This is a genomic window from Methanococcus voltae PS, from assembly GCF_024807035.1.
Classification (GTDB): Archaea; AGJL01; Methanococci; order Methanococcales; family Methanococcaceae; genus Methanococcus; species Methanococcus voltae.
This window is the reverse complement of sequence record NZ_JANUCQ010000002.1, coordinates 185,224-202,001: the sequence shown is the minus strand read 5'-3', so window position 1 is coordinate 202,001 and position 16,778 is coordinate 185,224. Positions and strand designations below refer to the sequence as shown.

Annotated in this window: 14 protein-coding genes; 2 read left to right on the top strand and 12 right to left on the bottom strand. The window is 27.5% G+C overall.

All coding sequences use genetic code 11. The features are described 5' to 3' along the window. The first annotated feature begins 74 nt into the window (after positions 1–74). On the top strand, positions 75–998 hold the full coding sequence (gene cbiB / locus M2325_RS04160) for an adenosylcobinamide-phosphate synthase CbiB (protein WP_259051454.1): 924 nt from the start codon (positions 75–77) through the stop codon (positions 996–998). 48 nt (positions 999–1,046) lie between these two features. Here the strand turns inward: cbiB and M2325_RS04155 are convergent, their stop codons facing one another. Beyond that, positions 1,047–1,451, bottom strand: a complete 405-nt coding sequence (locus tag M2325_RS04155; protein WP_209591511.1) for a DUF1894 domain-containing protein — start codon at positions 1,449–1,451, stop codon at positions 1,047–1,049. Between the two features lie 208 nt (positions 1,452–1,659). Next, a complete protein-coding gene (gene rbr / locus M2325_RS04150; RefSeq protein ID WP_209591510.1) occupies positions 1,660–2,238 on the bottom strand; it encodes a rubrerythrin in 579 nt (192 codons plus the stop codon). Between the two features lie 234 nt (positions 2,239–2,472). Between rbr and M2325_RS04145 the strand changes: the two genes are divergently transcribed. Continuing rightward, entirely contained in the window at positions 2,473–4,431 is a 1,959-nt protein-coding gene (locus M2325_RS04145) for a hypothetical protein (RefSeq protein ID WP_259051431.1), read from the top strand. Positions 4,432–4,737: 306 nt separating this feature from the next. Here the strand turns inward: M2325_RS04145 and M2325_RS04140 are convergent, their stop codons facing one another. The 10 genes from M2325_RS04140 to M2325_RS04095 all read right to left on the bottom strand — a co-directional run bounded on the left by M2325_RS04140 (position 4,738) and on the right by M2325_RS04095 (position 16,458). After that, positions 4,738–6,315, bottom strand: a complete 1,578-nt coding sequence (locus M2325_RS04140) for a COG1361 S-layer family protein (protein ID WP_209591508.1) — start codon at positions 6,313–6,315, stop codon at positions 4,738–4,740. Between the two features lie 124 nt (positions 6,316–6,439). Further along, positions 6,440–7,606 carry an efflux RND transporter permease subunit gene (locus M2325_RS04135; RefSeq protein ID WP_209591507.1) on the bottom strand — a complete coding sequence of 389 codons (1,167 nt, stop codon included), beginning with the start codon at positions 7,604–7,606 and terminating at the stop codon, positions 6,440–6,442. Positions 7,607–8,023: 417 nt separating this feature from the next. After that, positions 8,024–8,641 carry a TetR/AcrR family transcriptional regulator gene (locus M2325_RS04130; RefSeq protein WP_209591506.1) on the bottom strand — a complete coding sequence of 206 codons (618 nt, stop codon included), beginning with the start codon at positions 8,639–8,641 and terminating at the stop codon, positions 8,024–8,026. A gap of 234 nt (positions 8,642–8,875) precedes the next feature. Beyond that, complete coding sequence (locus tag M2325_RS04125; RefSeq protein ID WP_259051428.1) at positions 8,876–9,982, bottom strand: sodium:calcium antiporter; 1,107 nt, start codon at positions 9,980–9,982, stop codon at positions 8,876–8,878. Positions 9,983–10,263: 281 nt separating this feature from the next. Then, a complete protein-coding gene (locus M2325_RS04120; RefSeq protein WP_209591504.1) occupies positions 10,264–10,662 on the bottom strand; it encodes a translation initiation factor IF-5A in 399 nt (132 codons plus the stop codon). Between the two features lie 771 nt (positions 10,663–11,433). Next, on the bottom strand, positions 11,434–11,946 hold the full coding sequence (locus tag M2325_RS04115) for a hypothetical protein (RefSeq protein WP_259051425.1): 513 nt from the start codon (positions 11,944–11,946) through the stop codon (positions 11,434–11,436). Positions 11,947–12,609: 663 nt separating this feature from the next. Continuing rightward, positions 12,610–13,455, bottom strand: coding sequence for a CBS domain-containing protein (locus tag M2325_RS04110; RefSeq protein ID WP_209591502.1), 846 nt, complete (start codon positions 13,453–13,455; stop codon positions 12,610–12,612). A gap of 209 nt (positions 13,456–13,664) precedes the next feature. Then, complete coding sequence (locus tag M2325_RS04105; protein ID WP_209591501.1) at positions 13,665–14,321, bottom strand: CBS domain-containing protein; 657 nt, start codon at positions 14,319–14,321, stop codon at positions 13,665–13,667. A gap of 425 nt (positions 14,322–14,746) precedes the next feature. After that, a complete protein-coding gene (locus tag M2325_RS04100) occupies positions 14,747–15,376 on the bottom strand; it encodes a helix-turn-helix domain-containing protein (protein ID WP_259051421.1) in 630 nt (209 codons plus the stop codon). 521 nt (positions 15,377–15,897) lie between these two features. Next, on the bottom strand, positions 15,898–16,458 hold the full coding sequence (locus M2325_RS04095; RefSeq protein WP_209591499.1) for a 16S rRNA 3'-interacting factor aDim2p: 561 nt from the start codon (positions 16,456–16,458) through the stop codon (positions 15,898–15,900). Positions 16,459–16,778 lie beyond the last annotated feature (320 nt).

Genomic DNA, 16,778 nt, shown 5'->3' with positions numbered 1-16,778 from the left:
TATTAATTTATTATTTATTAAAAATTATCAAACATAACTTAGAAATAAGTACAATAGTTCAAAAAGATGATATAATGATTAATCCATTTGTTTTATTGGTTGCAGACCTAATTGACCGTACATTTGGGGAATTACCTGAAAAAGTACACCCTGTTGTTATAATCGGTAATATGATATCCAAAATTCAAGATATAATCCCTTCTTCTAATTCAAAAAACCCAAAATCGGATTTAATTAAGGGAATGGTATTAAATTTATCGATAATTTTTGCATTGTTAATCGTATGTTCAATTGTTGATTACATTTTAAATTTTTTACCAAGTTTTTTAAAATTAATCGGTCAATCAATTATCATTTCCACAGTAATTGGTCATAAATCCTTGATTGAATTTTCAAAAGCGCCCCTAGAATATATAAAAAATAATGATTTCGAAGGTGCAAGAAAGTCCGTACAACACATAGTGAGTAGAAACACGTCTGAATTGGGTGAAAAACATATTATATCTGCAGGAATTGAAAGCTCTTCGGAAAATATTACTGATAGTATTATAGCACCTTTGTTTTATGCAATATTCTTCGGTATCTCCGGAGCGGTTGTTTATCGTGCAATAAACACTATGGATGCTATGCTAGGTTATAAAAACGAAAAGTACAATTATTACGGTAGATTTTCAGCCTATATGGATGATATAGCCAATTTTTTGCCTTCAAGAATAGCTGGATTAATATTGGCAATTTCTGCACCATTTTACGGCGGTAATATACTCAACGGTTTGAAAGGTTATATATATCAAGGGCATAAAACACCGTCACCTAATTCGGGTTATACAATGGCAGTATTGGCAAACGCTTTAAATATGCAATTGGAAAAAATAGGATACTATAAACTCGGAACTGGGGAAATAACCTTAAAAAAAGGTTATCAATCTTTAAAAGCTATTGATTGTACTACATTTGGATTTTTAATAATTTATGGAATATTTTATTTATTAATTTAAGAAATTGAAAATAATATATTAAATTTATATTAAATATATATTAAATTTTTACCAAAACTTTAATTTTGAAAGAATTCCTTTTTTTTCTTCTTTAACTTCTTTATCTTCTTCAATTTCTTTATTTACGTCTTGTTTTTTATTTTTATCTTCGTTATCTTTTTCATCTTCTTCGGATTTTTTAACAATCGATGGTGCACATTTCATATAACTATCCATAGATATCCTTAAGACATGGGTACCGTAGCAAGGTTTTGTGTATGGAAATAGCACGTTATCATCGTTAAAGCCCATATATATTGGAGGAACACCTATAATCATTACTCCGTCCAATATTTCATCTCCAGGGTTTATTTCAACGATTGATTTACTATTTTCACGAATATAATCATTACATTCCTTAAAAGAACCTTTTAAAAGTATTTCATAGTGATATTGGTCAATACAAGATGCCATCTAATCCCCTATTTTGTTTTATTACTTATCTATATCATTTGTTAATATATAAGTCATATATGTAAATTTTATTCTTTTAAATTAGCATAAAAATAAACAACATAATAATTTAAAAATTAAAAAAGTGGTAGCATATAATTTATTTAGTAATATATAATTTATTTTACTTTTATTTGGCATATCTTAAAAATAAGATATTATTAGAAGATTAGAAGTCTTCACAAAGTTTTGAGAAGTATTCGTATGGGTGGTCGCATGATGGACATTCTTCAGGAGGTGTTAAGCCTTCATGTAAGTATCCACACTTTTTACATGCCCAAATAGTTTTTTCATCTCTTTTGAATACTTGTGCATTATTTATAAGGTTTAAAAGCTTTTTATATAATTCTTCGTGGTGCTTTTCTGCAATAATAATTGCTCTCATCCTATCTGCAATTTCAGGATATCCTTCTTCATCTGCAATTTTAGCAATTTTTGGGTATAACTCACTGTTTTCAAAATGTTCTCCGTGTATTGAAGCAGTTAAGTTTTCAACTGTAGTTCCAAATGTTGTAGGTATCCCTACTTCTTCGGAAAGTTCCAAATAGGTTTCATCTGGCTTTTTTAACCCATTTATCATTTTAAACATCCATTTAGCATGCTGTAACTCTTGTTCTGCAGTTTTTAAAAATAAATCCCCTATTTGTTGGTAACCTTCACCAATTGCAATTTTAGAATAAAACGTATATCTATTTCTTGCTTGGCATTCTCCGGCGTATGCCATTGCTAAATATTTTATAAGTTCCATGATTCACCCCTTATGGTAATTTAAATATTATTTTTTATTTTATTTATTATTTTAAATATTATTTTATATATTTTATTTTTTTCTTTTTTATTTTTATTTCAAGATATAATATTCATTTATAATTTTGTAATTTTTAATACATATATCTTTTTAAAAATTTCAAAACTCAACTAATATATTATTTAGTAAATCAATAATTATATGGGGACAAATTATAATTTAGGGGGTAGGATTATGAACTTAAAGAATTTAATATTATTATCTTTAGTATCTTTATTGGCGATATTTTTATTGTTGAATCCAACAATAGCCGAGGAAAATCAAAATCAAAATCAAAATCAAACCTTTGACGAAACTTTTAACGAAGCTTTTAACGAAACACATACGTATATGGCAGAATACGAAATAAACAAATCCGAATATTTACAAAAAACTCGTATTAATCCAACAATGAAACCCATAGAGGATGCAAATTTTGAAGGTTTACATAATTTTACAAATATACGAGGTTATTTATCACAAAAACCTTTTATCATGTCGAATTATACATTTAATTACTATATTACGGGCATCTACGAGGGTAATTTTAGTCAAAATGAAACTTTTAATAGGGATTTATTGCATTATTCTATGCTATCGTACATGTTTAATACAAACTACGATTCAGAGAGTTTTATAAAAGGTTTGAGATTTCAAGCTGATTTAAGACCAAATAGGCATTATAATATAACTAATTCAAATAATACCAATAAAAGTTTAATGGCATTACCTTCGTCCAATACTAATTCTTCATTGTTTGATAGTGGGCAGTATACTGTAATAGATGTTTCGGGTTATTGTGGTAAGCTAAATGAATCGAGAATACCGGAATCTTTAACTTTAAATTTAAAATCTAATATAATAAAAGATGGTGAATCATTACCCATATATGGTAAAACAACAGGAAATCCTGATAAATTATATATAAACATTTCAAATCAAAATATAGATAGAGAAATTTATTACAAAGTGCCTGTTACAAATAATAATTACGATGAAAATTTGGCGATACATACGCTACCATTTGGGGATTACATGATAACAGCAATGTTGCCACAGGGTATTTATAAGGTTTCGAAGTTTAAAAAGGTAAGAGATACTGAAACAGGATATTATCTAGGAATATATGGTAATAAAAATGATGAGGTCTATTCTAATGACCAGAATGGCGATTATAACATGTCTGATGATAGTATAATTGAATATTACGAACTAAATTACGAAAATTTAACGTATAATCCTTCAATACATTATTTAAAAAATTATACGTGGAATTATGGTTCAAAAAATCATACAATAGAATTAATAATTCCCGAAGTAATGTACCGATATTATCAAAGTAAACCTCATAATCAAGAATTCAATTACGCCCAATATGCGTTATCTGATAACGATAGGAAATTTGTGAAATACTTATCTAATAAATTTAATAATATAGCCATTGAAAACAACTATTCAGAATATGATACTGTACTTTTAATAACTACTTTCGTTCAATCCTTGAAATATACCTCTGATAACGTTACAACCGGTTACGACGAATACCCTCGGTATCCTGTAGAAACTTTAGTTGATGAAGGTGGCGATTGTGAAGATACTTCGATAATAATATCTGCCATTTTAAATGATTTGGGTTACGACGTTATGGTAATAGAATTTAAAGACCATATGGGCGTAGCTGTGAAGTGTAACGGGATGTATACGGGTACCTATTACACTTACAAAAATAACAGATATTACTATGTGGAGACAACTGGCGAAAATTGGAACATTGGAGAATTACCTGAAAAATATATGCAAGAGGATGCACTAGTAATTCCTTTGGTACAAATCCCACGTATGAACTTTGATTTCTATGCAAATCTCACTAAAACAGATACTTTATACGTTTACTACAACCTAGTATGTGACATCGAAAATGTGGGTTCGGGGACTGCAGAAAATCCGGAATTATATATAATGATATATAATAACAAAAATGAGCTTTTGGAGGATTATCATTTGTATATCGATAATAACTATCCTGAGGATAGCAAAGGTTATGCAATATTGAATATAAAAGTTCCAAAATACAATACGGCATATTTAAAGTGTATACTGTATGGAAATAATTTTGAGCCCGTAGTTTTATATTCAAATGAATTTAGAACCTAATTAAATCTAATTAAATCTAATTATACCTTAAATATTTTTAAAATAGCTATTTTTTATCTTTGTTTTAATTTGTGTTTAAAAAAGAAAAAAAAGAAAAAAGTTGTTTTTGTGTTGTTGTTTGACAAGTAGTATTAAATTAAAAAAATTTAATACAAATTATATTTTATTCCATATTATTTATATAATTTATTATTTTAAGTATATTTGGGCATTTTTAGGTATTTTAAGTATTTTTAATAGTATTCAAATTTTTTTACTTTCGGTTTTAAAATTTATGGAGTATTTATTTATTTATTTATTTAAAATTTAATTATCTTCTGATTTAGATTTCTTTTTTGGTCTGTATACTTTTAAATAGTATACCCCACCTGCCAGAACTACCACTACAACTAAAATCGGTAGTAAGTAAGAACCGGCAGGCCTTTCGACATGTACTTTAAGTGTTTTTTGGCTTACGTATACGTCTTCGTCCCCTAATTCATGGTCCCCTACAGAACGAACTTCCAAGTTAATTAAATAATCTTTAACGGCTGCGTTAGCTTCTGTTTCAATTACCAATCTACCAGTACCGTTTTCTAAGATTTCTAAAGTTCCTATATCATCAGTTTTTTCTTCATAATCGAAAGGCTGTGCTGAATTCTTTATAGCAGTTATTTTAACTTTTTCAGCTTTTTCAGTACCTATATTTTTCAAGGTAACTAAAATTTCAGTCTGTCTTCCAGCATATATTGTGAAGTCATTGCCTAATATTTCAAGTTCCGGTTTAGTTTTTACAAGTACAGATATATTTTCATTTTCCGCATGCTCCTTATTATACGCATCTAAGTATGTAATTTCAAGAGGTATGTCATAAGTTTGAGCATCTGCATGTTTATTTAAATCAACGTAAAATATTGCAGTTTTTGTATCTCCACTATTTAAAGTTCCTACGTTTTTAAAGTTTACATTACTTCCACTGTCACTGAATGGTTCGGAGGTTTTTAAGTTTAAATTTATGTTTTTAGCTTCACCGTGACCGTTATTTGTAATGTCTACGCATAATTTAATGTAATTTGTTCCAGGTTTTATTTCATTAGGTTCTGTAATTACATTGGAGATACCTAAATTAACATCTCCTTCTACAATTACCCCAAATTCAATTGTTTCGTTATGTTTTGTACCGTCTTCATCAGTCCAAACTAAAGTTACAGGTACAATGTATGAACCTTCTGTAGTTTTTGAATCAGCGTGTAAATTTAAAGCTACTTCGGTACTTCCAAACGGCTCTAGTACTTTTACATTATATTTTACCCCACCAACAGGGTTTATGTATGCAGAACTTCCCACTAAAACGTCAATATCTTTTGCAATTCCAGTACCAACGTTTTTAATTATTATTGGGTATTCCATATTTGAAGCAGGAATTAATTGAACATCTTCTGAAGTTAATTCAAAGTCTGCCTCTCCTTTAACTGGTAAATAATATTCCCTATCTCTTGATTCGTGTGTTGGATATTTATCGTCTACATCATCATAGATGTCATATGTATATTTTACCTTAATTTTAAAGTCATTAGTTTGAGCGTTTTTATCAATATTTATTTTAAAGTGTGCTAAATCCGATTCGCCTTTATTTAAATTGGATATTGTGTAAATTCCCTTTGTAGGGTTAGTTTGTTTTATCTCTATCGGATACCCATCTTCCAACTCTACGATTAAATTTTTAACTATCCTGTCGTTTCCTTCATCGTTTGTAAATTTAATCCAAATGTCCGCGTCATCCCCTGGTTTTATAACTGAAGGGTTGTATTGCGGGTCATCTATCTGAAGAGCACTTACTCCTGAGATAGCAGTTAGCGTGAGTATTAAACCCAAAAGTGATAATTTAAGAATTTTATTATTCATAAATTCACCTAACTTTACTAATTTATTTTTAAGTTACATTTAATTTATTTTTAATTTATTTTTAATTTTATATTATGGGTTATATTTCAATAGTTAATTCGTATTTAATATTCATTTTCAATAGTTAATCTTCTTTTAAGAATTTATTTTTTAAGAATTTTAATCCATTTAATAATTTTGGTGTGTGTTTCTCATCTATCACAATCAATGCAGGTAATAAAATAATTACCACAATCATGCTGAATGCAATACCTAATGCACACGTAATTCCCATGTTAGCCATCATTGGCAATGGCGCTATTGTAAGAGCTGCAAAACCTGCCACAGTTGTTGCAGTAGTTACTAATACAGCACTACCAGTGGATACAACCGCAGTTTCAATTGATTTTTCAAGTGAATTTCCAAGTTTCATTTCTTCCTTATATCTGTGGTAAAGGTGTATACCGTAGTCAATACCTAAACCAAGCAATAAAGATGAAACTAACGAGCTCGCCATATCTCTTGGTATGTTTAAGATACCCATAGAACCCTGTGACCATATTACCGCTATTATAACAGGTATAAGTGGTAATGTTGATTTTATTGGGCTTTTAAAGTATAGTAATAATATAAGGAATATGATAACCATTGCAAATAATGATGTAATCATCATTCCTTCGTCCATTAATCTATCCATCGTTTCGCTAATTGCAGGGGAACCTGTAACAACTGCCACAGTTCCAGGAGGTAATGGGGCTTCTTCAACTCTATCCATCAAATCTTTTGCAAGTTCTTTTTGTCTCCCAGAATCTGCATTCGTATTCGCAGAAATTAATATCATCGTATAGTCATTACCGAATACTTTTGGTTTAGCATCTTCAGGTAATTCCCTAAAGATATTTTTAACCGTTTGAATATCATTCGGTATTATTCCACCATTTTGTTGAATGATGATATCAGAAGTAGCCGAAACTCTCGTAATAGAATCCATCGTTTCTATGTCTTTTATAATATAATCGACAGCGTGCAAAACTTCGGGGTCTCGGATATCATTTACCCGGTTAGAGTTATCCGATGGTGCCAGTTTAACTGCAACGTTTATGACACTGCTACCTCCAAATTTATCCCTTACATCATCAAGTGCTTGTATGACGGGGTTATCGTCTGGTAACATTGATTCATAGCCAGTTTCAGTCTTGACATTTCCTGCCATGATGCTCATAAAAATTGTTATAAGCATTACGATAGCAACAACCATGAATGGTCTCTTTTCCGAAATATGAGCTATCTTGCCAAGTACTTTTTTTATCATTTAATCACCAATATCAAATGTGATATTGTAATACCTACCAGTAGGTATGTGTATTATCTACTATATAAACCTACCGACCTTCCGGTATGTAAATCTGTCCCATGTATCATGTTTTTAATTTTGCGTAAATTTTAAAGTTTATTTTATAATTTGCTAACGAAGCAGGTGACAAGATAGTACGTTCTAATAGATATACTTTTGACAATTTAATTTAATCCAAAACCTATTAATACAATTATACTATCAATAATGAAGTTTATTATCCAATTAAAAAGTAAAAATAAAAAGTAAAAATAAAAAGTAAAAATAAAAGTAATATATTAAAATAATAAATTAAAAAATAAGATAAAAAATAAAAAAGATAATTAAAAGAACACACATGCTAATTATAAAATATTTAACTATATTTTTGGAAAATTATTTAATTTTTATGGAATCCCATAATTCTTTTGCAAATTCTTTTTTTAATTCGCTAATATATTTTTCGATATCGGGTCGATTTGATTCATGTCTTAAACCTGTCACAATTGAAAATAACTTTACGGTGAATTTTACAGGATTAATTTCTGATTTAATTTGACCGCTATTCTGAGCTTCAATAAATTTTTTTTCAATTATTCTATGAAGTTCATTGTATTTTGTATCAATTTCTTTAAGAGATTTAGGAGTTTTCTCTAAATAATCAATAAAAAGTTTTAAATATTTGTATTTATCCCAAAGAGTTTTTGGTTCTTCATATTCTTCATCTAAATTTAAAGCTATCTCGATAATTCTTTTAAAAGATTTTTCTTTTTTTATATCTTCCAATAATGGGTTAAATAACTTTGAAAAAATATATTCTATAACTGCGTCATGCAATTTTTCTTTACTGCTGTAGTAATGATAAATGCCCCCTTTTGTAATTCCTGAAGATTTTGCAATCTCGTTTAAGGAAGTTCTATCATACCCATTATTTAAAAATAATTCTGTAGCATTTTGTAGTATTATTTCTCTCGTATCTGCATTCTGATTTTTCTCTAATTTAAGATTATTCATGCCTATCTACCTACCGTCCGGTATGTATCTATATGTTAGTACTATTATATAATAGTTTCATATTCGATATTTCAAAATAATATTATATTTTAATAAACGTATTAAAATTTAAAAAAATTGGAATAATTATCGGTATTTTAAATTATTCTATATTATTTTAAATTATATAACTTATTTATATTACTTATATTATTTTAACGTATTTTTAGATATTATAATGTATTATAGGGTATTTTAAATTTGAATTATGTTGAAAGTTTTTGCAACAATATATGCAATAAATAACAAATATACAAAGAACATTAAATATGCGTCTTTTTTTGTTATCTTGTTTTTCAATAAAAGCCCTGAAGTAGTTACCATTGAGATTACTACAAAGGCTAAAACTCCCAAACTGTCCGAAGGGTTCACTGGTAAAACTGCCCCCGCAATAATCATCGGTAAACCCAAACAAATACAAATATCGAATATATTGGAACCTATCGCATTAGCTATTGCACCATCAGCATCCCCACGCTTAGCAGAATTGACAGATAATATTGTATCAGGTATCGATGTACAAGCAGCTACTATGATAACCGAGGTAATAAACACAGGTATGCTTAATATACTCGATAACGTAATTGCAGCCTGAACCAATCCATCAATAGCGAACCAAATTATAAAAATTCCTGCAGTTATCCAGAACATAATTTCTGAATAAGTTGTATCTTCTTCTAATTCACATTCTTCGTCACAATATTCTCCATTTTGGATTGATTGTTGCATTTCTTTTTTATGAGATTTAAATTGTGAGTATAGTACTACTAAATACGCTAAATATATGGCTATCAAAACATAACCTGAAAAAGCGGTATATTGTCCTTGCAATGTGAAAAATATCAAAGCACCAATGGATAATATATAGAATAATGTATCTCTTAAAATTGTTTTTTTCTCAACCTTAATCGTGTCATTATTATTATTGCCATCGTTATCGTCATCGTCATCTTTGTTAATGTTGGCTTTACTGTTTTTACTAGTTACAGCAGCCTTATAGAAGAATATCGAGAACATTGGTATTATTAATATGTTAAAAATAGCAGAACCTGCTACCGTTGATAAACCTACATCTGAAAATTGGTTGTAAACTAAAACTGCAACTAATGCAGTTACCAATTCAGGAAATGAGGAACTTACTGCATCGAAAGTTGCACCCCTAACCGAATCTGGGATATGTAGTTTAACACCTAGCGTATGTAAACTATCGCCGAGTTTTGAAGAGCCCCAGTTTATAACGAGGGTTAAAATTACCAAAGCCATTAAAGAAGATGGTAAGTCAGTAATTATATTTTCAAACATTTAATCCTCTCGCAAATTAAATAATTAATTAACTTAACTAACACTTTTAAATATTGTAATTATTTTAAATATTTTAAATAACAAGTTTTAATTTTAATTTTAAATTTATTAATTGTTTTATTCTAAAGTATTACACTATAATAAAATTATACTATTAAAACATTATTAATAATTACTATAAATTATTATAAATTATTATAAATTATTATAAAATAACTTATTTTTAAAAAAGTATGAGAATATAAAAGTATGAATTAGATTTTTAGAGTTATTGTGCTTAATTATTTGCTGATAACTCTTGTGATTTTGTATCTACCCATAGCTTCGAAGTATTCTACTTCTACACCGCTTTCGATACCTGGAACATCTGAAGGCATATCTAATTCTAATGTTTCATATGTTTCTAAATCCATTAATTGAACTTGGTCTTCTCCAACAAGTGCTAAAATCTGTCCTTTTCTTTTGTCGATAAGTGGAACGTCGATTCTTGAGCTTGCAGGTCCAACGTGTTCTTTTTTGGTAGGTTCAAAGATGCCCATAGCGGTTAATCTTACTTTTGCACCACCGTGTTTACCAGGTTTTGAGTGAGCTGTACCTACAACTCTACATGCGATACCGTCAATAACTACGTATTGTCCTTCTTTCAATGCTCCTAATTCAGATGGTTTTGTTCCAGCCATATTTTCACCTTAATAGTGTTTATTTTTGATTAGTTGTATTTTTACGTATTTTTACGTATTTTATTACAGTTTCTATATTTTTTGATAGATGTATCTACCAGTGTTTTCTTATTATCATAAAAGAGCCAACGTATCCGCACATATTTAAAGCCAACCAACTAATTAACCCCGAAAGGTCTATTCGGTTAATTTAACTATAAAACATATCAGATAGTTCAAGCTATTGAAATGCAAATCATTTCAAATAATGAGTGTGCAACGAATTCATTTATCTTTATTAATTATTGATTAATAATGTACATATTAATAAATTATTACCTAATAAAGCTCGTTGAATTTTTAAAAGCAAATATTATTAAAAGACTCTTATTTGATTAATTTTTTAACTTTTTTACTATATAATATTTTATAATATTTATATGTAACTATCCTATTTTTATTCGGGGTTATATGCTAATTATATTTCCAAAGATATTTGGCAAAGGGTGAAATTTTACAAAATAGATATATGTTTATTATTGAATTTTATTAACTTTGTTAAATTATTTTTAAATATGCATAAAGTTAAAAATAGTTATTTGGTAAATTTTACTATTTATTTATTATATTAAGTACGTATCGGTTATTAATTTCTGTTTATGCTGGTATTAAGCAATATTTGCACCATTATGCAGTATTAATACAAGATTAATACGTAATAACTATATAAACACTATTTTAAAGTTATATAATACTTTACAATTACTATTTACAAATATTATTTTAAATTATTTAATACATATATTCCATAGAAATTTTACACTTGCCACTATCAAACAATTCTTTCAAATTTTCAAAGCCATTTTCATCAAATTCTTTGATTTTGTTAATTTTACAAACTATTTTTATCAAATAATTAGCAATGTGATTTAATATTTGGAATTTATGAGTTTGAGGGGCTTTTTCTACAAATTTTCCAGATATAATATAGTGCGTATTTTCTTCAACCCTTTTATACTCCAATATTTTTGAAGTATGGCTTTTTTCATCCATTAAGCCTTCGAAGGTCTCTAAATAATATAAAGCGTAGTTATTGCTCTTCGAAACTTTGAAATCTGCAATATGACCTTTATAAAGCAAGGACAAGTTTTCAAATAATCTCATGCAACTTGCAATTTTGGTCATTAATTCAGAAAAGTATTCTTTAATTTCAGGATTTCGTACGATACACTCTACAAAAGTATCGTATTTATCTATTAAACCTAAATAATAATCTGTTTCTACAATATCTAACCTATATTGCATTCTAGTCCACCTATCTAATTTAATCGCTATGATTTAAGATTACGGACACGTTTATAGCCATATTTATTCATATGCTATTTGGGGGTGTCATTTCTATTTTGCAATTAAAATTTGGCATCTTACAACAAATCATATGACAAATAACCAAATAGTTAATTGCATATTTGATATTTAATTCATGGGACATCTAATTAATTTTTCCACTAATTAATTTATTTCTAAGTTATTTTCAATTCGATTTACCGATACGTAAGACCGATATTTCCGTTTGTGGATGATATTGTCAGAATTTAGGGGTAAGTTACCATATTTATTAAAAAATATGCGGAATTGAAAGTATTATTATGTATTGTTATTTATCTATATATAATTTATTGATTTAACGGATTATATCCTTTAGTTTTGGTTGTAACTACTATAAAATATATATTTTTAAATATAAATGTCGATATGAGGAGAATTTATAAAATAAATGTATGTATTTCATTATTACTATATTTTATCAACAAATAAATAAAATAATAATAATAAAATAATAATCTAATAAAATAATAATCTAATAAGATAAAACTAAAAAATTAATAAAAAGAATATATTAAAAAAATAAAAGAATAACCTAATATAGAATAAATTAAGAATTAAAAAGGAGATTATTTAATATACTTATTTGCAAAAGCAAGATAAAATATCTTTTTCAGTTATGATACCCACTATTTTTTCAGGATTTTCTGGGTCTACAATAGGAATTGCTCCGAAATTATTGTTTAGTATTAAATCAACTGCTTCTATAATACTATTTTCTGGATTCAATGTTTTAACATCCTTATTCATAAGTTCACTAATTCTTGTATCCGTTATTTCTTCAATATTGCCCGTTTTAAGTTTTTCAAACGCCCAATCACTACCAATTAATTTTATAAAGTCCGTAGAGGTAATAATTCCTTTTAAATTACCCTCTGAAGCTACTGGAAGTCTTCTAAATCCATTTCTCAACATTACTTTGGCTACATCGCCCAAAGTTTGACCCAATGAGGCTAGTACAGGATTTTTAGTCATGCAATCCTTAATTTTTAAATTTTTATCTAATTTATCTTTTAATTTTGATAATAAATCTCTTTCTGTAACTAAAGTTATCAATATGTCCTCTTTTGTAACAATTGGTAGGCCACCATATCTCTCAACGAATAAAGAAACTAATTCTTTAGTTAAAGCTGTTTCTTTAACACTTATCGGGTCTTCTGTCATTATTTCTTTAATTGGTTCGTTTATCATTGCGTAAAAGTTTCCATTGTGTTTGGATTTAACCAAGTTATATTTTGAACCGCCACCAAATAGATTAACTATGTCCGTATTTGTTAAAACACCTACTACCCTATTGGTTCCTGCATCAACAACAGTTAATCTTCTTACATTTTTGTTGTTCATAATAGTTAATGCGTCTATTATAGATGTGGTAGGGAATAATTTAATTATTTGTTTTTCAGGATTAATTACGGAAGTTATTTTCAAAATATCCCTCTAATCTTCATTGGTTATGCGTTACATTTTTTATTTAAAATGTATGTAATATTCAATTATAATGAGTAAATTAGGTAATTAACTAACTAAATAATTAGTTAAATGACTAATTTGATATGTTGGTAGCATATAAAAAATTAAAATATATAAATTTTATTTAATTAGTGTATTAATTTTTGGATTATTGATTTTTATTTCACTTATTCTTTTAAATCTTCGTTCTGGTATTCTTCGTAATCTTCGTAATCTTCGTAATTTTCAGAATACTTTTCATATTCGTTCATTTCTTCTTCTTTACTTTGGAATCCACTTTCCAAACAGTTTCTACATACGTATTTCCCATTTACAAAGTTTACACTGTCATGAGCTCCACAAACTTCACAAATACCAGTCATTTCTTCTTTTTTTACGAAATCGTATTCATTTTCATTATTATGGATTATTGAAGCTTCCAAAAGTAAGTTAAATAACTCTGGTGAAACTTTTGTTATGTCACTAACTGTGATAATTCCAAATAGTTTGTCTCCATCGATAACAGGTAATCTTTTAACTGTTAATTCGTCCATTTTTTTAGCTGCATCCATCACTGTGGATTTTGGAGAGATGGATATCAATTTTTTAGAACTTATTATTTCCCTAACGGTTATTTCTTTTGATTTTAAGTTTCTAGCAACTACGTTTAAAACTAAATCTTTTTCGGTAATTATTCCTACAGGTTTTTGTAAATCGTTGAGAGCAATTAAACAACCGATTCCGTGTTCTTTTAGTGTATTGGCCACTTCATATAGTGTAGTATCCAACCCTACGGTTTTTACAGGAGCACTCATTGCTTCCGTAACTGAAACTTCGAGATTCATAGTATCACCGATTGGTAATTATATTTATTTAATTAAATAATACTAAAATACTAATAAATTTATATAAATATTGCTTATTAGGAATATTAATGATTTTAGGTATCACTTAAAGAAATAATTTTATATATTAATTTAATTAATTTATGACGTTATTGTTTTATATAATTTTTTATTTGATTTTAGATATTCGAATAATTATTGCTTTTTTTTAAATTAAAAGGAATTAACTCACTATTTTAATATTTTAAAAAAGAGTACGCAATTTTCGTATTAATTTTCATAATATTATAATAAAATAGGATAAAATAGGATAAAACTAATAGAATTAACATATACTAAAATTATAAATAATGTGGCATAATCAATAAAGGACTATAAAAAATTAAAAGTTAAAAATTAAAAATAAGGGGTTATTTTTGAAAAATCTATTTTTTGTTACCAATATTCACAAATACCGTTTTTGTTTCGTGCTTTGGGTTAAAGAACATATCTATATTTGCCAATAAATTTATTTTTTCTTGGAACGATTTTGATACCTTTCTAGCCATCATTGTAGGTTCTATTGCACAATAAACGTATGGTTTTTTACCAAATTTGCTTTTTTTGATTTTTTTTCTAATTACATAATCGTTTCGATACATTTCAACAATATAGTCTCTAACGGTAGACGAATAGATATTTGTACCTTCAGCTATTTCTTCCACGGTGCTTTCGGGACACATTCTTAGGAATATGTATATTTTAGCCCTTACCTCGCTTGAAAATAAGGCAGATATTTTCTTTAATATGCTAGGGTCAAACTCCTCTAAACTACAGACCCTACATTTTGATTTGAATATTTCAAAATCTGAGGCGTATAATTCACTAGAAATGTTTGAAATACTTGTTTCATTTACATTTTTAATATTGCCAATATCATCTTTAGGTTCATTACCTTTCTCGGCCATAGTTGTTTTTTCGTTTCGGTCGTGATTATTATATTTATTACTATTAAAATTACTAGGGGGGTCTATGCTTTTACTAAGGTTACTTTCTTTTAACTCCTCTTTCGTCATTTTAGCCACTCCAACTTGCATTAATGCTACGATTTAGATTAATAATTAAACCTATACTCGTAGATTAATTAGATACACAACTTTAATTTTTGATACATACTATATGAATTTATTAATAGTTTATACTTAATAATATAATAAGTATTCTATCTACAATATATAAATATTATGAATTAGTATCAATATACGATGTACAACGTACTTTTTTTATAATATATCGTACATAATAATATTATTTACGCCATGTTTATGAATATATCCTTACATATTTAGATGTATAAGTATTGATTAAATATATAATTTAGCATTTTATTTGTGGAAATTATACTGTGTCGTAAAAATTTACTGATAAAAAAGTAGGGCTATTTTAAAAATAATGACGATTTGAAACTATAGTAAAATATCGTAAAGTATAATAAAATAATAAATAATATAATAAAGTAAATACTAAAGTAAAATAGAATAAATTAAAATTATTTTGATATTACAACATAATAGAATACCTATTAAGTATCAATTAATTATTTCCATAATTCTAATTCTCTTCTTTTTACACTTTGTCTGTGTCTTTCAAGGAATTTGTACATCTTAGCGTGTGACATGCCTTTTAATATCATTTCTATGGCATCTTTTGATATCTGAACTTGCTCAAATTCTCCCAAGATTGAAACAGTTTTACCGTAGACTGAAATGTATGTCCCAGTTAATTCTTCAATATATCTTCTAGATTTTCCGCCACTGCCGATTATTCTACCTTTTACACGCATAATGGCTCTTTCTGAGTTTGCATATTCTGAAATATCCATTATTTCACACATGTATGTGTCAGAAAGTAATTTTAAAGATTTTTCTGGGCTAAAGCCTCTACCGATAGCCTTAACAATGTCTCTAGCTTTCCATAAAGAAAGGGCATCTTTTTGCTCTTCAGTTGAATATATTGTAACTTCCCCTTCTTCATCTATTTCTATTTCAATACCAAGAGCTTTTTCTATTTTTTTCTTGGTATCTCCACCTTTTCCAATTAAAACGCCAGTTCTTTCTTTTGGAATTTTCACAACTTCGATATTTTCATAATCAAGCATATTTTCACCGTGTTTAGTCCTTATATGTGAATTTTTCGCATAAGTTCATTGATTTATAATTTTTAACCTTATAGTTATTTAATTTACAGTTTATAATAATATACTCTTATAATTTTATAAATTAATATCTAATTTATAACTTTGTAATTTATTAAATTTGTATTTATAATATATAATATCATAGTATATGTAACTAAGTTTTTAAGAGCTTGTTAAAAGCTTATATATAGAAATTATATGATATATATTTTTGCAATATCGGCTAAACAATCTAAATAAATTAAAATGGTGAAATTATGGCTAAATTATTTAATTCATAC

What these genes read in the sequence shown, in the direction of transcription:
- cbiB (WP_259051454.1), top strand. Translation starts at nt 75, where the DNA reads ATGATTAATCCATTTGTTTTATTGGTTGCAGACCTAATTGACCGTACA.
- M2325_RS04155 (WP_209591511.1), bottom strand. Translation starts at nt 1,451, where the DNA reads ATGGCATCTTGTATTGACCAATATCACTATGAAATACTTTTAAAAGGT.
- rbr (WP_209591510.1), bottom strand. Translation starts at nt 2,238, where the DNA reads ATGGAACTTATAAAATATTTAGCAATGGCATACGCCGGAGAATGCCAA.
- M2325_RS04145 (WP_259051431.1), top strand. Translation starts at nt 2,473, where the DNA reads ATGAACTTAAAGAATTTAATATTATTATCTTTAGTATCTTTATTGGCG.
- M2325_RS04140 (WP_209591508.1), bottom strand. Translation starts at nt 6,315, where the DNA reads ATGAATAATAAAATTCTTAAATTATCACTTTTGGGTTTAATACTCACG.
- M2325_RS04135 (WP_209591507.1), bottom strand. Translation starts at nt 7,606, where the DNA reads ATGATAAAAAAAGTACTTGGCAAGATAGCTCATATTTCGGAAAAGAGA.
- M2325_RS04130 (WP_209591506.1), bottom strand. Translation starts at nt 8,641, where the DNA reads ATGAATAATCTTAAATTAGAGAAAAATCAGAATGCAGATACGAGAGAA.
- M2325_RS04125 (WP_259051428.1), bottom strand. Translation starts at nt 9,982, where the DNA reads ATGTTTGAAAATATAATTACTGACTTACCATCTTCTTTAATGGCTTTG.
- M2325_RS04120 (WP_209591504.1), bottom strand. Translation starts at nt 10,662, where the DNA reads ATGGCTGGAACAAAACCATCTGAATTAGGAGCATTGAAAGAAGGACAA.
- M2325_RS04115 (WP_259051425.1), bottom strand. Translation starts at nt 11,946, where the DNA reads ATGCAATATAGGTTAGATATTGTAGAAACAGATTATTATTTAGGTTTA.
- M2325_RS04105 (WP_209591501.1), bottom strand. Translation starts at nt 14,321, where the DNA reads ATGAATCTCGAAGTTTCAGTTACGGAAGCAATGAGTGCTCCTGTAAAA.
- M2325_RS04100 (WP_259051421.1), bottom strand. Translation starts at nt 15,376, where the DNA reads ATGACGAAAGAGGAGTTAAAAGAAAGTAACCTTAGTAAAAGCATAGAC.
- M2325_RS04095 (WP_209591499.1), bottom strand. Translation starts at nt 16,458, where the DNA reads ATGCTTGATTATGAAAATATCGAAGTTGTGAAAATTCCAAAAGAAAGA.